This is a genomic window from Mycobacterium sp. NGS54 (assembly GCF_059812465.1).
The window spans coordinates 471,859-488,831 of sequence record NZ_JCALCS010000005.1 but is presented as its reverse complement, the minus strand read 5'-3'; the positions used below and the strand labels follow the sequence as shown (position 1 = coordinate 488,831).

The 16,973-nt window shown below is 62.7% G+C and carries 17 protein-coding genes and 2 pseudogenes; 8 read left to right on the top strand and 11 right to left on the bottom strand.

Annotated elements, in window-relative coordinates:
* Positions 1-137 precede the first annotated feature (137 nt).
* Positions 138-698 carry a TetR/AcrR family transcriptional regulator gene (locus AC5Y5E_RS18285; RefSeq protein ID WP_083172027.1) on the top strand — a complete coding sequence of 187 codons (561 nt, stop codon included), beginning with the start codon at positions 138-140 and terminating at the stop codon, positions 696-698.
* A 36-nt stretch (positions 699-734) separates the two neighbouring features.
* Here the strand turns inward: AC5Y5E_RS18285 and AC5Y5E_RS18280 are convergent.
* A pseudogene (locus tag AC5Y5E_RS18280) lies at positions 735-963 on the bottom strand (IS110 family transposase); the annotation flags it as partial.
* Positions 964-1,059: 96 nt separating this feature from the next.
* Positions 1,060-1,272 carry a hypothetical protein gene (locus tag AC5Y5E_RS18275; RefSeq protein ID WP_142274963.1) on the bottom strand — a complete coding sequence of 71 codons (213 nt, stop codon included), beginning with the start codon at positions 1,270-1,272 and terminating at the stop codon, positions 1,060-1,062.
* A 362-nt stretch (positions 1,273-1,634) separates the two neighbouring features.
* Between AC5Y5E_RS18275 and AC5Y5E_RS18270 the strand changes: the two genes are divergently transcribed.
* Genes AC5Y5E_RS18270 through AC5Y5E_RS18260 form a run of 3 tightly spaced genes read left to right on the top strand, consistent with a single transcriptional unit; the run spans position 1,635 to position 5,604 of the window.
* Positions 1,635-2,066 carry an MmpS family transport accessory protein gene (locus tag AC5Y5E_RS18270; protein ID WP_083172098.1) on the top strand — a complete coding sequence of 144 codons (432 nt, stop codon included), beginning with the start codon at positions 1,635-1,637 and terminating at the stop codon, positions 2,064-2,066.
* On the top strand, positions 2,063-4,936 hold the full coding sequence (locus AC5Y5E_RS18265) for an MMPL/RND family transporter (protein ID WP_083172026.1): 2,874 nt from the start codon (positions 2,063-2,065) through the stop codon (positions 4,934-4,936). Before AC5Y5E_RS18270 ends, AC5Y5E_RS18265 begins: the two co-directional genes overlap by 4 nt.
* 32 nt (positions 4,937-4,968) lie before the next feature.
* Entirely contained in the window at positions 4,969-5,604 is a 636-nt protein-coding gene (locus AC5Y5E_RS18260; protein ID WP_174814373.1) for a TetR/AcrR family transcriptional regulator, read from the top strand.
* A gap of 186 nt (positions 5,605-5,790) precedes the next feature.
* On the opposite strand, the gene AC5Y5E_RS18255 is transcribed toward AC5Y5E_RS18260, so the two are convergent.
* Positions 5,791-5,916: a hypothetical protein gene (locus AC5Y5E_RS18255; protein WP_264054972.1), complete on the bottom strand. Its 126-nt coding sequence runs from the start codon at positions 5,914-5,916 to the stop codon at positions 5,791-5,793.
* Between the two features lie 256 nt (positions 5,917-6,172).
* Positions 6,173-6,670 carry a DUF732 domain-containing protein gene (locus AC5Y5E_RS18250; RefSeq protein WP_232078229.1) on the bottom strand — a complete coding sequence of 166 codons (498 nt, stop codon included), beginning with the start codon at positions 6,668-6,670 and terminating at the stop codon, positions 6,173-6,175.
* A gap of 96 nt (positions 6,671-6,766) precedes the next feature.
* On the opposite strand from AC5Y5E_RS18250, the pseudogene AC5Y5E_RS18245 reads away from it, so the two are divergent.
* The 4 genes and pseudogenes from AC5Y5E_RS18245 to AC5Y5E_RS18230 form a co-directional block, all read left to right on the top strand.
* Positions 6,767-6,979, top strand: a pseudogene (locus AC5Y5E_RS18245) (hypothetical protein); the annotation flags it as partial.
* Positions 6,980-7,585: 606 nt separating this feature from the next.
* The gene (locus AC5Y5E_RS18240) at positions 7,586-8,086 is read left to right on the top strand and encodes a MarR family winged helix-turn-helix transcriptional regulator (RefSeq protein WP_083172023.1); all 501 of its coding nucleotides are present in this window, start codon (positions 7,586-7,588) and stop codon (positions 8,084-8,086) included.
* Positions 8,087-8,297: 211 nt separating this feature from the next.
* Positions 8,298-8,438 (top strand): hypothetical protein, encoded by a 141-nt coding sequence (locus AC5Y5E_RS18235; protein WP_499904105.1) that lies wholly within the window; start codon positions 8,298-8,300, stop codon positions 8,436-8,438.
* Positions 8,439-8,658: 220 nt separating this feature from the next.
* Positions 8,659-9,075 carry a hypothetical protein gene (locus AC5Y5E_RS18230; protein WP_499904104.1) on the top strand — a complete coding sequence of 139 codons (417 nt, stop codon included), beginning with the start codon at positions 8,659-8,661 and terminating at the stop codon, positions 9,073-9,075.
* Between the two features lie 32 nt (positions 9,076-9,107).
* Here the strand turns inward: AC5Y5E_RS18230 and AC5Y5E_RS18225 are convergent, their stop codons facing one another.
* From AC5Y5E_RS18225 to AC5Y5E_RS18195, 7 genes are read right to left on the bottom strand one after another with little or no spacing between them, the layout of a single operon-like run.
* Entirely contained in the window at positions 9,108-9,815 is a 708-nt protein-coding gene (locus tag AC5Y5E_RS18225; RefSeq protein WP_499904103.1) for an Rv1363c family protein, read from the bottom strand.
* 47 nt (positions 9,816-9,862) lie between these two features.
* Entirely contained in the window at positions 9,863-10,603 is a 741-nt protein-coding gene (locus tag AC5Y5E_RS18220) for an Rv1363c family protein (protein WP_083172096.1), read from the bottom strand.
* Positions 10,567-12,006, bottom strand: a complete 1,440-nt coding sequence (locus tag AC5Y5E_RS18215) for an MCE family protein (RefSeq protein ID WP_426629508.1) — start codon at positions 12,004-12,006, stop codon at positions 10,567-10,569. The genes AC5Y5E_RS18220 and AC5Y5E_RS18215 overlap by 37 nt, the downstream gene beginning before the upstream one ends.
* 32 nt (positions 12,007-12,038) lie before the next feature.
* Positions 12,039-13,190, bottom strand: a complete 1,152-nt coding sequence (locus AC5Y5E_RS18210; protein ID WP_499904102.1) for a virulence factor Mce family protein — start codon at positions 13,188-13,190, stop codon at positions 12,039-12,041.
* Positions 13,187-14,527, bottom strand: a complete 1,341-nt coding sequence (locus AC5Y5E_RS18205) for an MCE family protein (RefSeq protein ID WP_499904101.1) — start codon at positions 14,525-14,527, stop codon at positions 13,187-13,189. The genes AC5Y5E_RS18210 and AC5Y5E_RS18205 overlap by 4 nt, the downstream gene beginning before the upstream one ends.
* Positions 14,524-15,936, bottom strand: a complete 1,413-nt coding sequence (locus AC5Y5E_RS18200) for an MCE family protein (RefSeq protein ID WP_499904100.1) — start codon at positions 15,934-15,936, stop codon at positions 14,524-14,526. Before AC5Y5E_RS18200 ends, AC5Y5E_RS18205 begins: the two co-directional genes overlap by 4 nt.
* Positions 15,933-16,961, bottom strand: a complete 1,029-nt coding sequence (locus tag AC5Y5E_RS18195) for an MCE family protein (RefSeq protein ID WP_083172020.1) — start codon at positions 16,959-16,961, stop codon at positions 15,933-15,935. Before AC5Y5E_RS18195 ends, AC5Y5E_RS18200 begins: the two co-directional genes overlap by 4 nt.
* Between the last annotated feature and the right edge of the window lie 12 nt (positions 16,962-16,973).

Below are 16,973 nucleotides of genomic sequence, written 5' to 3'. Positions count from 1 at the left end.
AGACTCAACTTATACGGTCGTATGAGTACCGTCTATATTGGAGTAAGACTTGTGAGCGTCGCCACGCCGCCGCGGTCAGGGTGGCCCAAGTCACCACTTCCCGCCGGCGGTAGCCTGCACGAAAGGAGGCGTTCGGGATGGCCAAACCCGTGGCTGCTCGCGGTTTCGCGCGCGAGCGCGTGCTCGAGGCGGCGCTTGAGCTGTTCGCCCAATACGGCGTCCGCGGCACCTCCATTCAGATGATCGGCGCGCGGCTCGGTGTTACGAAAGCCTCCGTCTACTACCAGTTTCAGTCCAAGGACGACATCGCCCTAGCAGTTGCCCAACCGATATTTGATGACCTCGCACGCATCCAGCGCATCGCAAACGGGCTTCCCACGCCGGAAGCGCGCCGCGACGTCGCCCTCAGCGGCCTCATCGACCTCGTCATCCGACACCGCCAAGTGGCCAACGTCATCTACGGCGATCCGGCCATGACCGAGCTGATCAACACCCACCCGGATCTGCGCCACACTGTCGACAACTTCACCGACCTGCTGCTCGGCGCGCAACGGAGCTGTTCTGATCTGGTCGCCATGACGCTACTCACCGCCGGAATCTACGGATGTACGGCCGACGCCCGCCTGAGCGGAATCACCGACGACGACCTGCGCGACCTATTGCAGGATGTCGTCAAGAAGGTCACCGCAGCGCTATGAGCCGGATGCCGCGAGGCGGACCCGTGCCAATCCCGCCGCCGAGACGGCGGCCGGATAGGACTCGTGGAGCAGGGACCGAACTTCATAACCGAGGTTCTGGCGTGCCCAGACGGCGTCTTGTGCACGGGCCACACCGGGATTGCTTGCGCCAGTTCGGTACCGGCGGGAAGGGTCGCTGTGCTGGTATGTCAGCGCGCACGAAGTTGGCTAACGCTACGGCGTCGGTTGCATCGGATTTGGCGCCGGAGACTTGATGGCGTGCCCGCTCGTTAGGGCGGACCCGAGTTCTGTTCTGTTCGGCGGTCCATCGAAGCGCTGTGCGCGCGAACGGATTACGGCAGCGCGTGCCACCGTAGATCGGTCAGCTGGCCATGCCGGCGAAGAACGCGCCGGTAATGAGACCGATGATCATGGCCGTTAGCACCTGCCCGAGCGCGGCGGTCACAAAGACGGCACTGACGGACGCTATGAACAGCATCCATAGCATGGCTATCCACAGCCGGTGAGCGGTGATCAACGTCCCTACGGCTGGAGACTGACCGACGATCGCCGCACGGTTACGCCTTCGGATCATTGCCCACCTCATCTATGAGTTCAGCCATAACACACACCCTGAAGTGATCTGAATCATAGCAGGGCCAGATTCTTGCTGAACGGCCCCGATCGCGGCAGATAAGCGCAGGGTGTTGGGTCTTTCGACGACGTCTCGTCGGTGAGCTAGTCGTAGAACTTGGGCCTTGTCACCGTGCCGCTTCAGGCAGCCGTGGCCGGCGTCGGTGATGCCGCTCACCTCGCGTTGGCGGGGCGTCCGCCCGTTAGGGGGTACGTTTTTTACGTTCCCGTCAGAGAACTCGGGTTCCGTTATGGCGAGCGGGCATGGCTACGCGACTGCCATGTCTTGGATGAACGAAGCGAGGGGGCAGGGGGCATGCAGTGCTGTACCGGCTGATGAAGCACTTCTGGATCCCAATGCTTCTTGTGGTCGTGGTCGCGCTCGGCGCCTATGCCATCGTCCGTATTCACGGATCGGCGGGACCGCGAGCGCCGAAGTCAGCTGAGGGGTCAGGGATTACCGCGAACTTCAACCCGAAGCACATCACGTACGAGATCACCGGTTCCGGGGGCACCGCGAGCCTCAACTACCTCGATGAGAACGGTCAACCCCATCTCATCGAAAACACGCCGCTGCCTTGGTCGTTCACCATCGTGACGACACTGCCGTCGATGTCGGCCAACATCATGGCTCAGGGTGACCGAAACGTCAGCGACCTTCGATGTCGGGTCACGGTCGACGGCGACGTGCGCGACGCCCGGACCAGCACCGACTTGGTCAAACCGTTCATCTACTGCTTGGTGAAATCCGTATGAGCCTTCAGCATTCGAAGCCCCATCGCCCGCTCTTGGGGCGGACAGTCCGGATCTTCTCGCTGCCGATCATCGTGTTCTGGGTGCTGGCCGCGGTCGGCCTGGGCATCCTGGTTCCGTCTCTCGATGAGGTCGCAGCGAGCCGGTCGGTGCCGATGAGCCCGACCGATGCGCCGTCCTATCGGGCGATGCTGAACATCGGCAAGGTCTTTCAGCAGTACGATTCGGATTCTTCGGCGATGGTCGTGCTCGAGGGTAACGACAAGCTCGGTGATTCCGCGCACAAGTTCTACGAGGAGATCGTCGCAAAACTGACGGCCGATCACCAGCATGTGCAGAACGTTCAGGACTTCTGGAGTGATCCGCTGACCGCGGCGGGCTCGCAGAGTGTGGACGGCAAGTCGGCGTACGTGCAGATCTTCCTCAACGGCTCGCAGGGGACCAGTGCAAGCCATGAGTCGGTGGCTGCTGTTCGTCACATCGTCGCTTCGGTGGCGGCGCCGCCGGGTATCAAGGCCCACGTCGCCGGCAACAGCGTTCTCAACGCCGATACCAGCGTCGCCGGGCATCAAAGCATGGCGACGATGGAGTTAGTGTCGGTCGCAGTCATCATCGTGATGCTGCTCGCCATCTATCGCTCGGTCGTGACGATGCTGGTGTCCATGGTCATCATCGGGCTGGAACTCTTTGCCGCGCAGGGTGTTACCGCCGCAGCGGGTTACCTGCACATCATCGGTTTGACCCCGTACGCGGTGAGCATGGTGACCATGCTGGCCCTGGCCGCCGGAACGGATTATGTGATCTTCCTGCTCGGCCGATATCAGGAGGAAAGATCGAAAGGCCTAGATCGCGAAGACGCGTTCTACGTGGCCTATCACGGTGTCTCACACGTCATTTTGGGTTCCGGCTTGACGATTGCGGGCGCCACCATGTGTCTGAGCTTCACCAGATTGCCGTACTTCAAGACCATGGGTTTGCCTTGTGCGATTTCGGTCTTGGTGATCATCGCCGCGGCGCTGACGCTGGCACCGGCGGTTCTCACGGTGGGGTCCAGATTTGGTTTGCTCGACGCCAAACGTGAACTTTCGACGCGGGGTTGGCGCAAGGTCGGCACCGCGGTCGTTCGGTGGCCAATTCCGATCATCCTTGTGACCACCATGGTCGCCGTCATCGGTTTCGCCAGCCTGCTGACCTATGTACCGCAATACAACGACCAGAAGTTCACCCCCGCCAACATGCCCGCCAACCTTGCAATGGGCGTCGCGGACCGGCACTTCTCCCAGGCCCGGATGAACCCGGAATTGTTGATGCTTGAGGCCGATCACGACCTGCGTGACCCCGCCGACATGCTCGTCGTCGACCGAGTCGCCAAGAACGTTGCACATATGCGGGGCATCGATCGGGTACAGACCCTGACCCGCCCATTGGGTTCGCCGATCGAGCACAGTTCGATCCCATTCATGCTCGGTGCGCAAAATGCCGGCACCTTGCAGGGGGCCAAGTTCAACAACGACAACTCGGCTCAAATGCTCGAGCAGGCCGACGAGCTGAGCAGGACCGTCGCCAGCATGGAGCGCATGTACACCATCACCTCCGAACTGACCGCGACGACACACAGCATGGTCGGCCGCACGCACGAGCTTTTGGAAACCACCAAGGAGTTGCGCAACAACATCGCCGATTTCGAGGATTTCTTCCGGCCGCTGCGTAGCTACTTCTATTGGGAGAGGCACTGCTTCGACATCCCGATCTGCTGGTCACTGCGCTCCATCTTCGACGCCATCGACGGCGTCGACACGCTCAGCGACCAGATCCAGGGGCTCACGACCGATCTGGACCGCTTGGATCAGTTGATGCCACAGATGTTGCCAATTCTGCAGTCGACCATCGACTCGATGAAGAAGATGCGCGACTTCATGATCGCGACCCACAGCACCATGGCCGGCACCCAGGCCCAGCAACAGGAATTGGCCAAGGGCGCGACCGAGATTGGCCTGTACTTCGACCAGGCCAAGAACGACGACTTCTTCTACCTGCCACCGGATGTGTTCCAGAACCCTGATTTCAAACGTGGCCTCAAGATGTTCGTCTCGCCCGACGGCAAAGCGATCCGTTACATCATCACCCACCAGGGCGACCCCGCCTCTACCGAAGGCATCGAACACGTCCGGGACCTCAAAGGTGTCGTCGCGGACGCCGTCAAGAACACTCCATTGGCCAATGCGAAGGTTTCGCTTGCCGGCACCGCATCGATGTACGGCGATATGCAGGACGGCGTCAAGACCGACCTGATGATCGCTGTCATCGCGTCGATGATCCTGATCTTCGCGATCATGTTGGTGATCACCCGCAGTCTGGTGGCAGCACTGGTCATCGTCGGCACCGTGGCCGCTTCGCTGGGCACCGCATGCGGGCTATCCGTGCTGCTGTGGCAGGACATCGTGGGCTTAGGCGTGCAATGGATCGTGATCCCGCTGTCCATAGTGATCCTGCTGGCAGTGGGCTCGGACTACAACCTGCTCGTGGTCTCGCGCCTCAAAGAGGAGATACACGCGGGACTCAACACCGGCATCATCCGAGGCATGGGAGCAACCGGACGCGTCGTCACCGCGGCCGGGATGGTGTTCGCGTTCACCATGATGTCGATGATCGTCAGCGACCTGCGCGTCATCGGCCAACTGGGCATGACCATCGGCATCGGCCTCGTCGTCGATACGCTGATCGTGCGTGCGTTCATGACCCCATCGATCGCGGCGGCACTCGGCCGCTGGTTCTGGTGGCCGCTGAACACCTTCAAAATCGTCAAGAGGACGCGTCCCGGGCAGGATTCCGACGACAGCACCGCGCCAATCCCGCGGCCCCCAACCACATGAGGACCACCCGAACGTCGGGTCGACCCGAGTTGATCGCCGAACCCCAGTCCAGACTGCGCCAACGCACCAACGGGCGCCTGGACCGGTCACGTGATCCCGCAATCCTCAACGCTGCCTTGGAAATTCTGGCCGAACACGGCTACAACGCCACCAACATGAACGACATCGCCGCACGGGCCGGTGTCGGCAAAGCCGCTATCTATCGCCGCTGGTCATCCAAGACGGCACTGATCACCGACGCGTTGGTCTATTGGCGACCGGATCTGTTGGACGACGACCCGCCCGATACCGGCAGCCTATCGGGTGATCTGGAGGTCATCGTCGAGCGCACAGCTCGCAACGACGACGGCCTGATCTCCAATGACCTGATCCTGCGCGTCGGGTTGGAAACTGCTCAGGATCCCGATCTGGCTGATGCGCTCGACGATTTGCTTCTCTTCAAAGGCCGCCGCGTGCTGTCCGCCATTTTCGCCCAAGCTGCCGACCGCGGCGAGATACCCGGCGACCGCGATTGGTCACTGGTCGCCGACGTGATGGTGGCAATGGGTCTGCTACGGGCCGTGAGCGGACAGACCGTCGACGCCGATCTTGTGCGAAACCTCATCAATACGCTTGTGCTGCCGGCAGTCACCTGCCCCTGCGGTGCTGCCGGACCCGATCGCCGGTAACTCGCTAGGCCTGCGCACACCCGATCATCACCGCCTGGCGGGCCGTGAATGAGCCCCCGGGCCGGCAGTCAACGCAGGGATGTCGCTGCGCAAACCGTTCGTGGGCCAATTCAGCAAGTTGATGAGCGTCAGGCCGGGCGGACGGTCATAGGCCGCAGTTGGACTACCCCAGGTTTTGTTCCTGGATCAACCGATCGGGGTCAGGCCACGCCCGATCAGGAATCGCAGGCACACCACCTGGCCATTGCAGCTGAAGGCCCCGACGAGACCGTCGCCCGCGCGCTGGCGGTCGCCGCCCAGTTTGCCGCACATCGCGGAGCCTGCGCGCCGCGGCTGAATTCGCCGAGCGTCACGCTCACACATTGAGACGCGTTCTGGTGCCGAGCTGAACCCACCCTACGACCTACCGTCCAGAGACGGCAGCGATTCTTAGTACTCAAATAATATGAACACCAACACTATTCGCGCCCCAATCGTCATTGGGCTGGCGCAACTGAGCGCTACGGCTCACTTATCGTAACACCCGCACAGAGCGACGCCGCGCCCGAGCGATCACGCGTGGCCAGCTTCAGTAATAGGTAGCAGGCCCGGTTGCTCCGCCCGGCGGTCGGTAGCCTCCCGCCGAGTTCCGCAGCTGCCAGATCTGCTCAGGGCACAACAAGTTAACCGCATACGAGACCAGGTAGTTGGCCGAGAACTCGTCGTTGGGCGTGATCTCACGCTTCACATCACCCATAACCTGCGGGTAGCTCTCGCCTCGGCTGACTTTGTCGCAGATCCCATAGCCATAGCCGATCGCGTCATTGTTTGGGAAGTCATAGTGCTTTCGCACCACCACATCAAACGTATATTCCACCTCAGGCGCCGGCATGGCATGCGCCCTCGGTGCCAGCGTCAGCGTGACCCCGCCGACCGCAGCCCCCGCAATGAGCAAGGCGACTAGCGACTTGCGACACTTTACCGCTGGCGTCTCAGACAATCGGCCGGCATCACCGTAGCCGAGGCGTTGTCCACCGGTGCTCGGTCGATCAGCCGACGTGATGAGCCTCCACATCGCCATCGCCATGGCCCAGTATATTAAACTATATAACGGATAAGATCCAGCCATGTCAGCCTATAAGACCTGCGGCTCGAACGGGCTGGCCGGTATTTCCGACCCGGGCTGGCGGGTTGGTCTACCGGCAGCTTCGCACGCGTTACGACCGCGAGGGAGGCGGCCACCATTCTTTACCCATCCCGAAAGGTGCTGACCTTTGGTGCGCTTGAGGCGCGGGCCAATCAGCTCGCGCAGTACTTCCGCAGGTCCGGATTGCATGAAGGTGATGCGATCGCAGTCCTCACGGAGAACAACGAGCACATTCATGCGGTCAAGTGGGGCAGCGGCATGGGTTCGAATCTTCACGGGCATTTACCACTCGCACAACAGCTTGCCACCGGACTCGAGGCCCACATCCAATCTTTTGTCGATCATCCGTTTGAAGCAGTCGCGATTAATCGGGGCGCATTGTCGTACGACGCGGCAATCCAGGCGATCATCTCCGAAGAGCTCAGGGTCGTCGGCCAACACCTGATCAATCAACTCGTCACGGAGGGGTATCTACGCGATCCCACCGCGATCGCCGTCGAGGGCTGGTTGGCATTCGTTCGCGCAGCCTCCGCGAAATGGATTCAGTCGCAGGATATCTCGCGGGCGGACCTCACCGAATTGTGTCTAGCCGCGTTCGACTGCGCTCTCGGGTATCCCAACACGGAATCCGCGCGGCCAAAAGCCGCTACCACCAGCGGGCTGCGCCGTGGAGGTCTCACCAGTTTCGCCAAGCCCAACACGACAATCACCGCTGGGGCCGAGCATCGCAATCGCAACAAGAAGCCCCTCATATGGAGGCGCACCGCCGACGACATCACCGCCAAGGTCCAACGCGCTCGCGATGCACTGCGCCAGATCAAAAGGCAGACGGAGCACTAGTGGAGAGATACTCCGGTGTCTGACGTTACCGTCAAGTCAGGCCGCGCGCAGAACAACACGAGACTCGCGCCGACCCTTCGCGTCAACGAGCTCGCCGAGCAGCTCTGCGAAACATTATTTGGCGTTTTTCTCGTACTGGGCCGTCGGCAGGCTCGTAGCGTTCCGGTAGGCGAACTTACACTAGCGCAGCTGTCCATACTGAAGACGTTGCAAGAACACGGTCCGATGCGAATGACTGCGTTGGCCGTTCACGAGCGTGTGCGCGGACCCACGATCACCGTTGGCATCCGTCGGCTGGCCAACCTTGGCCTTGTCACGCGGTCGGACGATCCGACAGACCGGCGGAGCGCGCTCGTCGGGATCACACGGCATGGCCTGGCGGTGTGTTGCGAGTCGCTGGCACCGAGGCATGCACAACTTGCGGCGATGTTGATTACACTCAGCCCGAAGGATCGGGCAATCCTCTTTGAGGCGATGCCACCGCTGGAGCGGCTCGCGGGGCAAGACGGCGCCTAGGTCTTCAACTGGCGCTGGCCGCTGACAAGTTGGGCTTCGGTGCGCTGCGCTCGAGACGCCGATGGTGGTGCAACTGGCCACGATTCGCAGCGCCAAGGCTATCGCCGAGCCTTGAGGAGATTCTCGAGCAAGAGGCCGAAGAGCAAGGAAGCGGGGGCGTCGACAAACCACCGAATCCCACGCCGCTACCGCCTGGCTGTCCGGTAATAAAATGCTGGAGATCGTTAGCTCGATGCTGCACCACATCACCGAAAAAGCCCACCGATCGCTACAGCTGGCCACGGGTGTGCGCGGCAAGCCGGTCGGGCGACGGTCCAGTGAGACACATCAGATGCTGGTCGACCTCATCTAGATCGACGATGCGCAGAAGGCCGCCGAACTGTCGAGCCGCCACCTGAGAAAGACGAAAGACTACGCGCTTAGGGCGCCGAGAAGTCCACGGTCTTGGACGTTTTCGCACGACGGCCCCTGACGGGAAAGCTACCAGGACGAACTTCAACGGCTGCCCTCGTGATCGCCGGCATCTCGGCTCGGCCGGCATCCGGGTCTAGGCCATCGCTTATAATCTTTAAATGATTAGCTATCTTGCCGTGCTGCGAGCTCTTCCGGTGATAGCGCTTGTTGCGGTTTGCTCTGCGGGCGTATCGCACGCGTCGCCATCGGACGGCGACGAAACCGGACAGTGCTCCTTCGTGCTGTCGGCGCCCGAAGTCGTGGAGTGGTCGGGTGCAAACTCGGTGATGGTCACGATGCATCCGGGGCCATGCACCATGGAAGCGGTCCCCAATTCAATGGTGGTGTGTCTGTCTATTGCGGGCGACGGTTCGCCTGCGCAGTGCGCCTCGAAGAGCGGCCCGTCTACGGTGTCTGTCTACTACGCTTACCGGCCCGGTGCCACATACGTTGTCAAGGGCCAGGGATGCGCCAGCACTGTGGCGCCGCCCTATACGCTCTGCCAGAATTTCGGCCCGTCGCAGACAACGATGTGAACGTGACGGTGGGCTTCGCCAGGGCATCCGAGCTAGACAGGGTCGAAGGCTGAGATCAGCCAGCGCCCGCCCACCTTGTCCAAAGTCACCCGGACAGACGACGCGGTATCACTGGGCGCCTCGTTACCAACTGTGACGGTCTGGTTGACATACACGAGCGCCACCGCGTGGTTGGGCGTCGCCGACACCAAGGCCGCTGCAGGGACAATGGCGACCGCCGCAATGTGTTGCTTTTTGGCTCCGGGTACCACTACGTCGTGGACCAACTGTGTGTAGGAGTCCTTGAACTTGCCGGCCAACCGGTCGCGGGCTGCTCCGAGGTCTTTCTCGACGCTGTCGGGTTGATAGGACAGGAGCGCGGCGGTGGAGTCCTTGGCCGCCGCGACTGCCTCGATGCCGGCAGTTTTTGACTCCTGCACCGATGTGCCTTGCCATTTCAAATAGCCTGCGGCCGCCCCCAGCGACAACGCCAAGATGGGCAGCACCCAGAACACCGCGAGCCGCGACCACATGATGCGACGCCGGCGTGGCGGAGACTTCGCACCTTTGGTGTCCTCGGTGGGATCGTTCTCGACGGAGGTGTCCGCTGATGCCGTTCCGTCTGGTTCAGCGGCGCCCTCAGCGTCCGCTGCGTCGCCGGTCGTCTCCGACTCGTCGATGTAGGGCGAGTCCTCGGCAGCCGTCTCGTCGGCGAGCGTGCCTTCGTCGGGCTCGGTGGCGGTATCGGTTTCAGCCCGCACTGCGATGGTTCCTTTTCTGGTTCGTGGGCTTGGTTGTCTGTGCTTCGTCATGGCACGAACGCGACGTTAGAGACCTTCGCCTCTTTCCCGAGCTTTTGCACGGTTATTCGCATTCGCCAATGCCGCGGCTCCTGTTCGTCCGCACCGAGATTCGTGATCTTGACCGACACTGCGACCAGCACCTGGGCTTCGTTGCCCGATTGCGACTCCAGACCTGCCTCGTTCACGGTTCCCACCGACTTCGACTGCACCTTTCTGACCACCTCGAGGAAGGGTTTGGATCGATTGGAGAAGTCGTCGTAGAAAGCGCCGGTCGACGAGTCCAGGATGCGTTGAACATCGGCGTCGGCGTGTTGCCAGTCGATCGTCGTGAGATTCAGCGCGCCTTGCCGGCCGACCTGAACCAACACGTCGCGCTGCTGTTGGGCCTGATGCGACTGATACGCCCGAAATCCCAGCCAACCGACCAGCGCACCCAATGCGACAACCAGGACAATGCCCAGCACCGTTGCCAGCCGCACCGGCGACATTGTTTTCTTGGCCGGCGCAGCAGCGTCTTTTGCATCGGCCTCTCCGTCAACCGCGGCGTCGTACTCCTCGGCTTCGTCATCCTGCACTTGTGCCTTCGGCTCCGAGTCGGGCGCCGCCGCGGTGTGGTTCTCATGCGCAGCGAGCCCGTTGGGCGTTTGCGATGGATCGTCGCCGCTCTGTCCGGGCGTCGCCGCCGGCGCATGCGGATGGTCTGTGTTGTTCAGTTGCTCTTGGGAGGCATCAGCATGCTCTGCCATGTTTGCTCCTTTGTGGCACGGGGGGCCAGGTCGGCTTGGGTGTACATTCGTCCGTCTGGCCCCACATACATGCCGGTTGCTGGATCGTATTGGACGGCTGCGATCGGCGGCGGGGGCGGACCGGGTGGCGACGGTGGACGTTGCTGCCCGGTCGGTTCCTCGCCCGGCCTGTAGTCGGGGACACCCTGCCCGGTGTATGTCGCGTTTGGATCGCCCTTCCAGTTCCACCCGTCGTTCAGGGGCACGTAGGTTTCGTCGCTTTCGCACAATTTCACGGTCGGGGCGCGCTTTCCCGGCCGTGTCTCACACGGGATGTTGCGCGCACCGCGCACATTCAGCATCGAGTCTTGCGGCACCCGGCAGTAAAAGTCGCCTTTGGGAGCGTCCGGGTAGTCCTCGTAGCTGCCGGCTCGCTGCTGTTGGGCCGGCAGGAATCCCGTGGTGCACGGCGGCGGCCAGTTGAGGTTCAGGTTGAAGCTCAGGTACGGGGCGTGGAAAGCCTGTTTGGTGTCCTTGTTGGCCACGCCGATGGCCTGGATGTCGGCGGCGCCCTGCGGCAGTTGCACCAACAAGGCTTCAAGGTTGTCCCGGTAGGTGACCCCCACCTGGCCCACACTGACCAGGTTGGCCAGCACGATCGGCAGCGTGGGGTTCAGCCGGTCGAACAACTGCCGGGCTTCGTCGGCTGCCGGCCCGCCTTTTTGTATCAGGCCCGCGACCGAGGAGTCGTTGTTGCGCAGTTGCGAGGTGATGGTCGCCAGATGGGCGGCCCATGCCTGGATCGCATCCGAGGACTGGGTCTGGCTGTCGAGCACCGGCTTGGACTGGTCGATCAACGTGACGAGCGCGTCCAGGTTCTTGCGGGCGTCGATCGCCAGGGTGGTGGTTCCCTTCACCAGCCGGGACAATTCCGGCCCCAGCCCACCGACAGCGATGTACGACTCATCGACCACCGTTTTGACGTTGTCGCGCGGGATCGCATTCAGCCCGCGGTTGGTCGCGCCCAGCAGCGAGTTGATGTCGGGCGGTACGTACGTGCGGTTCACAGGGATCACGTCGCCGTTTTTCAGCGAGGGGCCTTTCGCATCGCGTGGCAACAGCTCGACATACTGCTCGCCGACCGCCGATACGCTGTGGACCTGGGCGCTCAGATCGGCGGGGACGTGGACATCCGAATCCAGCGCCATCACCGCCTCGACGCCGGTATTGGTCAGCCGCACGTCCTGCACCCGACCGATATCGACCCCCCGGTAGGTGACGTTGCCGCCCGGGTACAGGCCGCCGGCCTGGGGTAGCTCGAGCGTGACCGTGTAGCGATTGGCCCCGAAAAAGACGGTCGGGACCTGCATGTAGTTGAAAAACATGATGGAGGCCGCCGCCATGAAGAGCGCGCCGAAAACCATGAGTTGGATTTTGATTCGCCGAGTCAGCACTGCTATCGCCCCTGGTCGAAGTGGTAGGGCGCAACCAGCGGGTTGCCGGGGTTGTATTGGCTGCCCGCCGTGCACGGGCTGGGCATCTGGCCGATGGTGCGGCCCCACTGCAGCTCCAGCTCGGTCAGGTTGCACTCGAACCGGGTGCCGGTGAATAGGCCCGCGTCGAGTCGGCTGAGCGTCAGGTCGAAGACAGCGGTCAAGTTCGCGTATTCGCCGCGCAACCATTTGCTGAGCGTGGCCGTGGGGAACGGGAAGGTTCCGAAAAAACCCAGCGAGCGCGTCAACGCCGGTCCCGCGTCGGCCAGCGACTGCAGTACCGGGCCGAGGTCCTTGAGCTCCTTGACCAGATTTTCTTTGGTCTTGTCGACCGAGTCGGCGGCAAGGGCACCGAATTGGCTCACATCACCGAGCGCATCGGCCAGAGCGTTGCGCTCGTCTTTGAGCACACCCAACGCGCCCGGGATGGTCTTGAGCGCCTTGTCGATCACCGGCTTCTGGTCGGCGAATTGACCGACCAGGTTGTTCAGGCTGTCCGTCGCCGCGATGATGTCGTCTTTTTGGTCGTTGAGATAGCGGACAAATTTGTCGAGCTGGGTAAGCAGACTTCTCAGGTCCTGTTCGCGACCGGTAAAGGCGGTGCTTAATGCCTTGGTGATGTCCTGAACCTGGCCCAGGCCACCGCCGTTAAGCACGAGGGACAGCGCGGCCAACGTGCGTTCGGTCGACGGATAGCTGCTAGCCGATGGCAGCGCAATCAGCGATCCATTTTTGAGCTTGCCCTGCGGCGGGATGCCGGTGGGTGGCGCGAGTTCTAGGTGCACCGATCCCAGCAGGCTGGTCTGCCCGATGGTGGCAGTTGCGTTGGCGGGCAGGTCGACGTCACCGTCGATCGTCATGGTGACCAGCGCGTGCCAACCCTGAACCTCGATGTTGGTGACAGTGCCGACGGTGACATCGTTGACCCGTACCCGGGAATTCCGTTGCAGGTTCTGGATATCGGGCATCTGGGCTTGAATCGTGTAACCGCCACCCTTGGTTCCGGGCAGCCGAAACGAGTTGGCACCGTGGAAGCCGCAGCCGGAGAGCGCGGTCAGCGCCAGCGCGGCCAGCAGCCCCATGGCTGCGCGGCACACATACTGCGGTCGGCTCATTGTCCAGCTCCGGGCGGTGCCATCATTCCGCGCAGGCCAGCGGCCGGATTGGTCGGCGGTTTCGCCGGCGCCTCCGCGGCCAGCGGCGGGGGGCCGGGCACCGGCGGCCCGTTGGCCGGTGGCTCGGGGTTTGCCGGCGCGGGCGGCGAACCTTGTGGTGGCGGGGGAACGTAGTCGGGTCGCAGCCAGTCCTCGCTGTAGGTGACTTCGTTGGGACGCGCAGTTGCGCCGACGAAGAGGTTTTCTCCCAGCGGCGGGAAGTTGTACTGACGGTTTTTGATGATCGGCGCCAGATACTGCACACACAGCTTGGCCGAATCCTTTGCGCCGCGGCGCGAGGCCGCCTCCACCGCCCCGCACAGGAACTGGATGATGTTGGCGAATTGATTGACCCCCAGGATGCCGGTCAGGGCTCCCTGTGCGGGTTGGTAGATGTTCAGGAAGTTCCCGAAGGCGTTGGGGGCCACATGCAGAAGTTGCTTGATGTCATCGAGGCTCTGGATCACCGCCTGCGACACCGACGCCAACTTGTCCGAGGTGGTGCCGAGGGCTTCCTTGTTGTCGGCCACGAAGCTGCGGACGTCGTCGGCTACGTCATCGAGGTTGCGGACCGCGTTTCCGACCTCATTGGGGTCGTTGGCCAACAGGTTGGTCACCGCGGCGAGGTTCTGGTTCAGTTGCCGCAGCAAATCGCTGCTGTCGTGCAGTGCGGACACCAGGATCGACAGGTTTTTGAATGTGGAGAAGAGGTCGTTGCTGTGGTCGCCGAGCGCCGAAATCGCCTGTGACAGTTTGACGATGGTGTTACGAATGTCGGGGCCCTGGCCGCGCAGGTTGTCGGCTGCGGTGTTGATGAATTCCCCCAGGGTGCTCGTCCCACCCGGTTCGGTGGGTTGCAGTGTCTGGGTCAACCGTTCGAGCTGCGCACGAAAGTCGTCGTATTCCACCGGCACCGCGGTGCGGTCCTGCGGGATCACCGCCTGATTGGCCAGCACCGGCCCGCCGGCGTAGGCGGGCGTCAACTGGATGGAGCGCGGTGTCACCAACGACGGCGAAAGGATCACAGCTTTAGCGTCGGCCGGCACCTTGTACTTGTCGTCGTACCAGAAGGTGATCTTGACACGATCAGGCTGTGGTTCGATCTTCTCCACCTTGCCGACGCGCACGCCGAGGATAACGACGTCGTCGCCGTTGTAGAGGCCGGTGCTGTCCGCGAAGTAACCGGTGACATGTGTCCGGCCGACACCGCTAGCCGGCAGCACCACCGCGAGGACGCCGCCGACGAGCAACACCACCAGGGCGATTGCCAAGCCGATCTTGGCATGACGGGAACTCATCGCCCACCACCTTCAGTCTGTTGCGGAGTTCCCGGCGGAGTGTCGATCGGTCCCGGACCAGCTTGCACCGGAGGCTGGACCGGCGGTACTTGCCCGGGCGCGGGCTGCTCGACCGGCACGGACGACGGCGGGGCGGACTGGCCCTCGCCTGGACCTGCGAGAGCGGGCGGTCCCGGCGGCGGCCCACCAGGTGGCGGAGCGGGCGGCGGCTGCCGATAGGGGTAGCAGCCCGGGCCGGGCAACGCCACGCCCGGCACACCGCACGGATGGTCGTTCGGGTTTCCGGTGATCGCGTCCGGCAGGGTCCGCCGAGGCTCGCCACCCTGGCCGGTCCGCGGATACGGAAGCGGCAGCGGCGGTGTGCCGGGTTGGCCGGTCTGTGGGTCCGCCCGCTGGCTCGGGGGAAGGGTTGCCGGGTCGAGGCCGAGGTCGGAGAAGGCCGCGTCGATGAACGGCTGCATCCATTGGCCGGGCGGCAGGTTCGCGAGGTAGGCCTTGAAGAACGGTCCCGATCCCACGGCTTCACCCAGCCCCAAGGCGTATCTGTCTAGACCTACGATCGCCTTCTGTACGCGCTCCTTGCGGTTGTCGACAATTGTCAATACCCCGTTGAGCTTGTCCAACGCCGGCTTCAACGTCTCGCGGTGCTCTGCGATGAAACCCTTGATCTGCTGGGCCACTGCGGAAAGGTTGTTGGAGATCTGGTCGAGGGCGCTGCTTTGGCTTTTCAGTTGAACCAGCAGTGTGTTGGTGTCCGCGACCAGTTTGACCACTTCGTCGCTGCGTTCGGCCAGCACCTTCGTCGCTTTGCTGGCGTTACTCAACAGGTTTCGCAACTGGGTGTCGCGCTCATCCAGTGTCTGGGAAAATCGTGCTACCCCCTGCACTGCGGCCTTCAAGTCAGGCGGGGTTTTGGAGAAGGTGTCGGACAGCACGGCGAGCGAGTTGGACAGTTGCTGCGTGTTCAACCCGCTAATCGTTGTGGCGAGATCCCCGAGGGCGTCAGGCAGTTGATAGGCGGGCGTGGTCCGGTCGAGGGGTATCGGCCCGCTCAGCTGCCCCTCTCCGCGCGGGGTCACGGCGAGGAGTTTGCTTCCGAGCACAGTCCTCAATTTGATTGCGGCCTCGGTGCGGTCCCCGAGGCGCACGTTGTCGGCGACGCTGAACTTGACCAGGACCCGCGGTCCGTCCAGCTCGACGCTGGACACCTGCCCGACCCGGAAACCGGATACCTGAACGCGGTCGCCGGGAACCAGGCCGCCGGCCTCGGCGAAGTATGCCGAATAGGTCTTACCCCGGTCGAAGAACGGCAACTTGTCGTAGTTCAGTGCCAGCAACATCAGAGCAAAGATGACCCCGAGGCCCACGGCGCCGATGAGAAGTGGATTGCGTTCAGAGAAGCGTTTCACCGCGGCGTGCACCTCCCGCTGGCCTGCGCGGCCATCTTGACGTAGATCGGCTGGCCGCCCTTTCCGTTGAGCTTGAGGAAGAGGTCGCAGATGTAGAAGCTGAAAAAGTCTCCGTACATGCCCTGCCTGTTGAGTACCTGCATCGCGTCGGGCCAGGTATTGAGGTAGTTGTCGAAGTAGTCGTGATCGGCCAGCACGGTCGCCGCAGTTCGATCCGTCTCATTGACCACCTTTCGCAGCGGTGGGCGGGCCTGCGCGAGGAGATCGGCGATCGATCCGGCAGCGGCGTTGGCGTATGCCACCCCGTTGCTGATGTCTTGTTTGCGGGCTTTGAGGCCGTCCACGAGTTCGGCCAGGGAGTCGACCGCCTTGGCAAACTGTTTGCTTTGGCCGCTCAGTGAACCGAGCAGGGTGTTGAGATTGGTGATGACTTGACCGATCAGCTGGTCGCGGTCGGCCAGGGTGTTGGTCAGGGCGGCGGCCTCGGTGAGAAACGAGCCGATGGTGCCGCCCTGGCCCTGGAATGCGGCGATCAACTGACCGGTCAGCTTGTTGACCTGTTCTGGGTTGAGCGCCCGGAACAGCGGCCGGAAGCCGCCGATCAGCGCATCGAGATCGAGCGCCGGCTCCGTCTGCGCCAACGGGATAGTCTCACCTGGATGAAGCCGTTTGACGCTTCCGGCCCCTTCTTCGAGCGCCATATATCTGCCGCCGATTAGGTCTGCGAAGCGGATCGCGGCCCTGCTGCCCTCGGTGAGCACCACCGAATCGGCAGCGGTGAACTCAACGAGCACCGTGGAGTCTGGCTGGACGGTGATGTTTTCGACCTTGCCGACCTCGACACCGGCCACGCGGACGAAGTTTCCGCCCTCGAGGCCGGACACGTTGGCGAACACGGCCCGGTAAGTTTTTTCGGGCTCGAAGCGCAACTGGGCGAAAATGGCGATCAGGACAAACGCGCCGAGCAGGCATACGACCAGGTAGATGGCGAGGCGCCATAGAGCGCCTACCAAATTCTCTCGCATCTCTGCCTTTCT

Bases quoted from the DNA above. Each gene is read 5' to 3' on its own strand.
- AC5Y5E_RS18285 (WP_083172027.1), top strand. From the start codon at position 138: ATGGCCAAACCCGTGGCTGCTCGCGGTTTCGCGCGCGAGCGCGTGCTC.
- AC5Y5E_RS18275 (WP_142274963.1), bottom strand. From the start codon at position 1,272: ATGATCCGAAGGCGTAACCGTGCGGCGATCGTCGGTCAGTCTCCAGCC.
- AC5Y5E_RS18265 (WP_083172026.1), top strand. From the start codon at position 2,063: ATGAGCCTTCAGCATTCGAAGCCCCATCGCCCGCTCTTGGGGCGGACA.
- AC5Y5E_RS18255 (WP_264054972.1), bottom strand. From the start codon at position 5,916: ATGTGCGGCAAACTGGGCGGCGACCGCCAGCGCGCGGGCGACGGTCTC.
- AC5Y5E_RS18250 (WP_232078229.1), bottom strand. From the start codon at position 6,670: ATGGCGATGGCGATGTGGAGGCTCATCACGTCGGCTGATCGACCGAGC.
- AC5Y5E_RS18235 (WP_499904105.1), top strand. From the start codon at position 8,298: ATGCTGGAGATCGTTAGCTCGATGCTGCACCACATCACCGAAAAAGCC.
- AC5Y5E_RS18230 (WP_499904104.1), top strand. From the start codon at position 8,659: ATGATTAGCTATCTTGCCGTGCTGCGAGCTCTTCCGGTGATAGCGCTT.
- AC5Y5E_RS18220 (WP_083172096.1), bottom strand. From the start codon at position 10,603: ATGGCAGAGCATGCTGATGCCTCCCAAGAGCAACTGAACAACACAGAC.
- AC5Y5E_RS18215 (WP_426629508.1), bottom strand. From the start codon at position 12,006: ATGGTTTTCGGCGCGCTCTTCATGGCGGCGGCCTCCATCATGTTTTTC.
- AC5Y5E_RS18210 (WP_499904102.1), bottom strand. From the start codon at position 13,190: ATGAGCCGACCGCAGTATGTGTGCCGCGCAGCCATGGGGCTGCTGGCC.
- AC5Y5E_RS18205 (WP_499904101.1), bottom strand. From the start codon at position 14,527: ATGAGTTCCCGTCATGCCAAGATCGGCTTGGCAATCGCCCTGGTGGTG.
- AC5Y5E_RS18195 (WP_083172020.1), bottom strand. From the start codon at position 16,961: ATGCGAGAGAATTTGGTAGGCGCTCTATGGCGCCTCGCCATCTACCTG.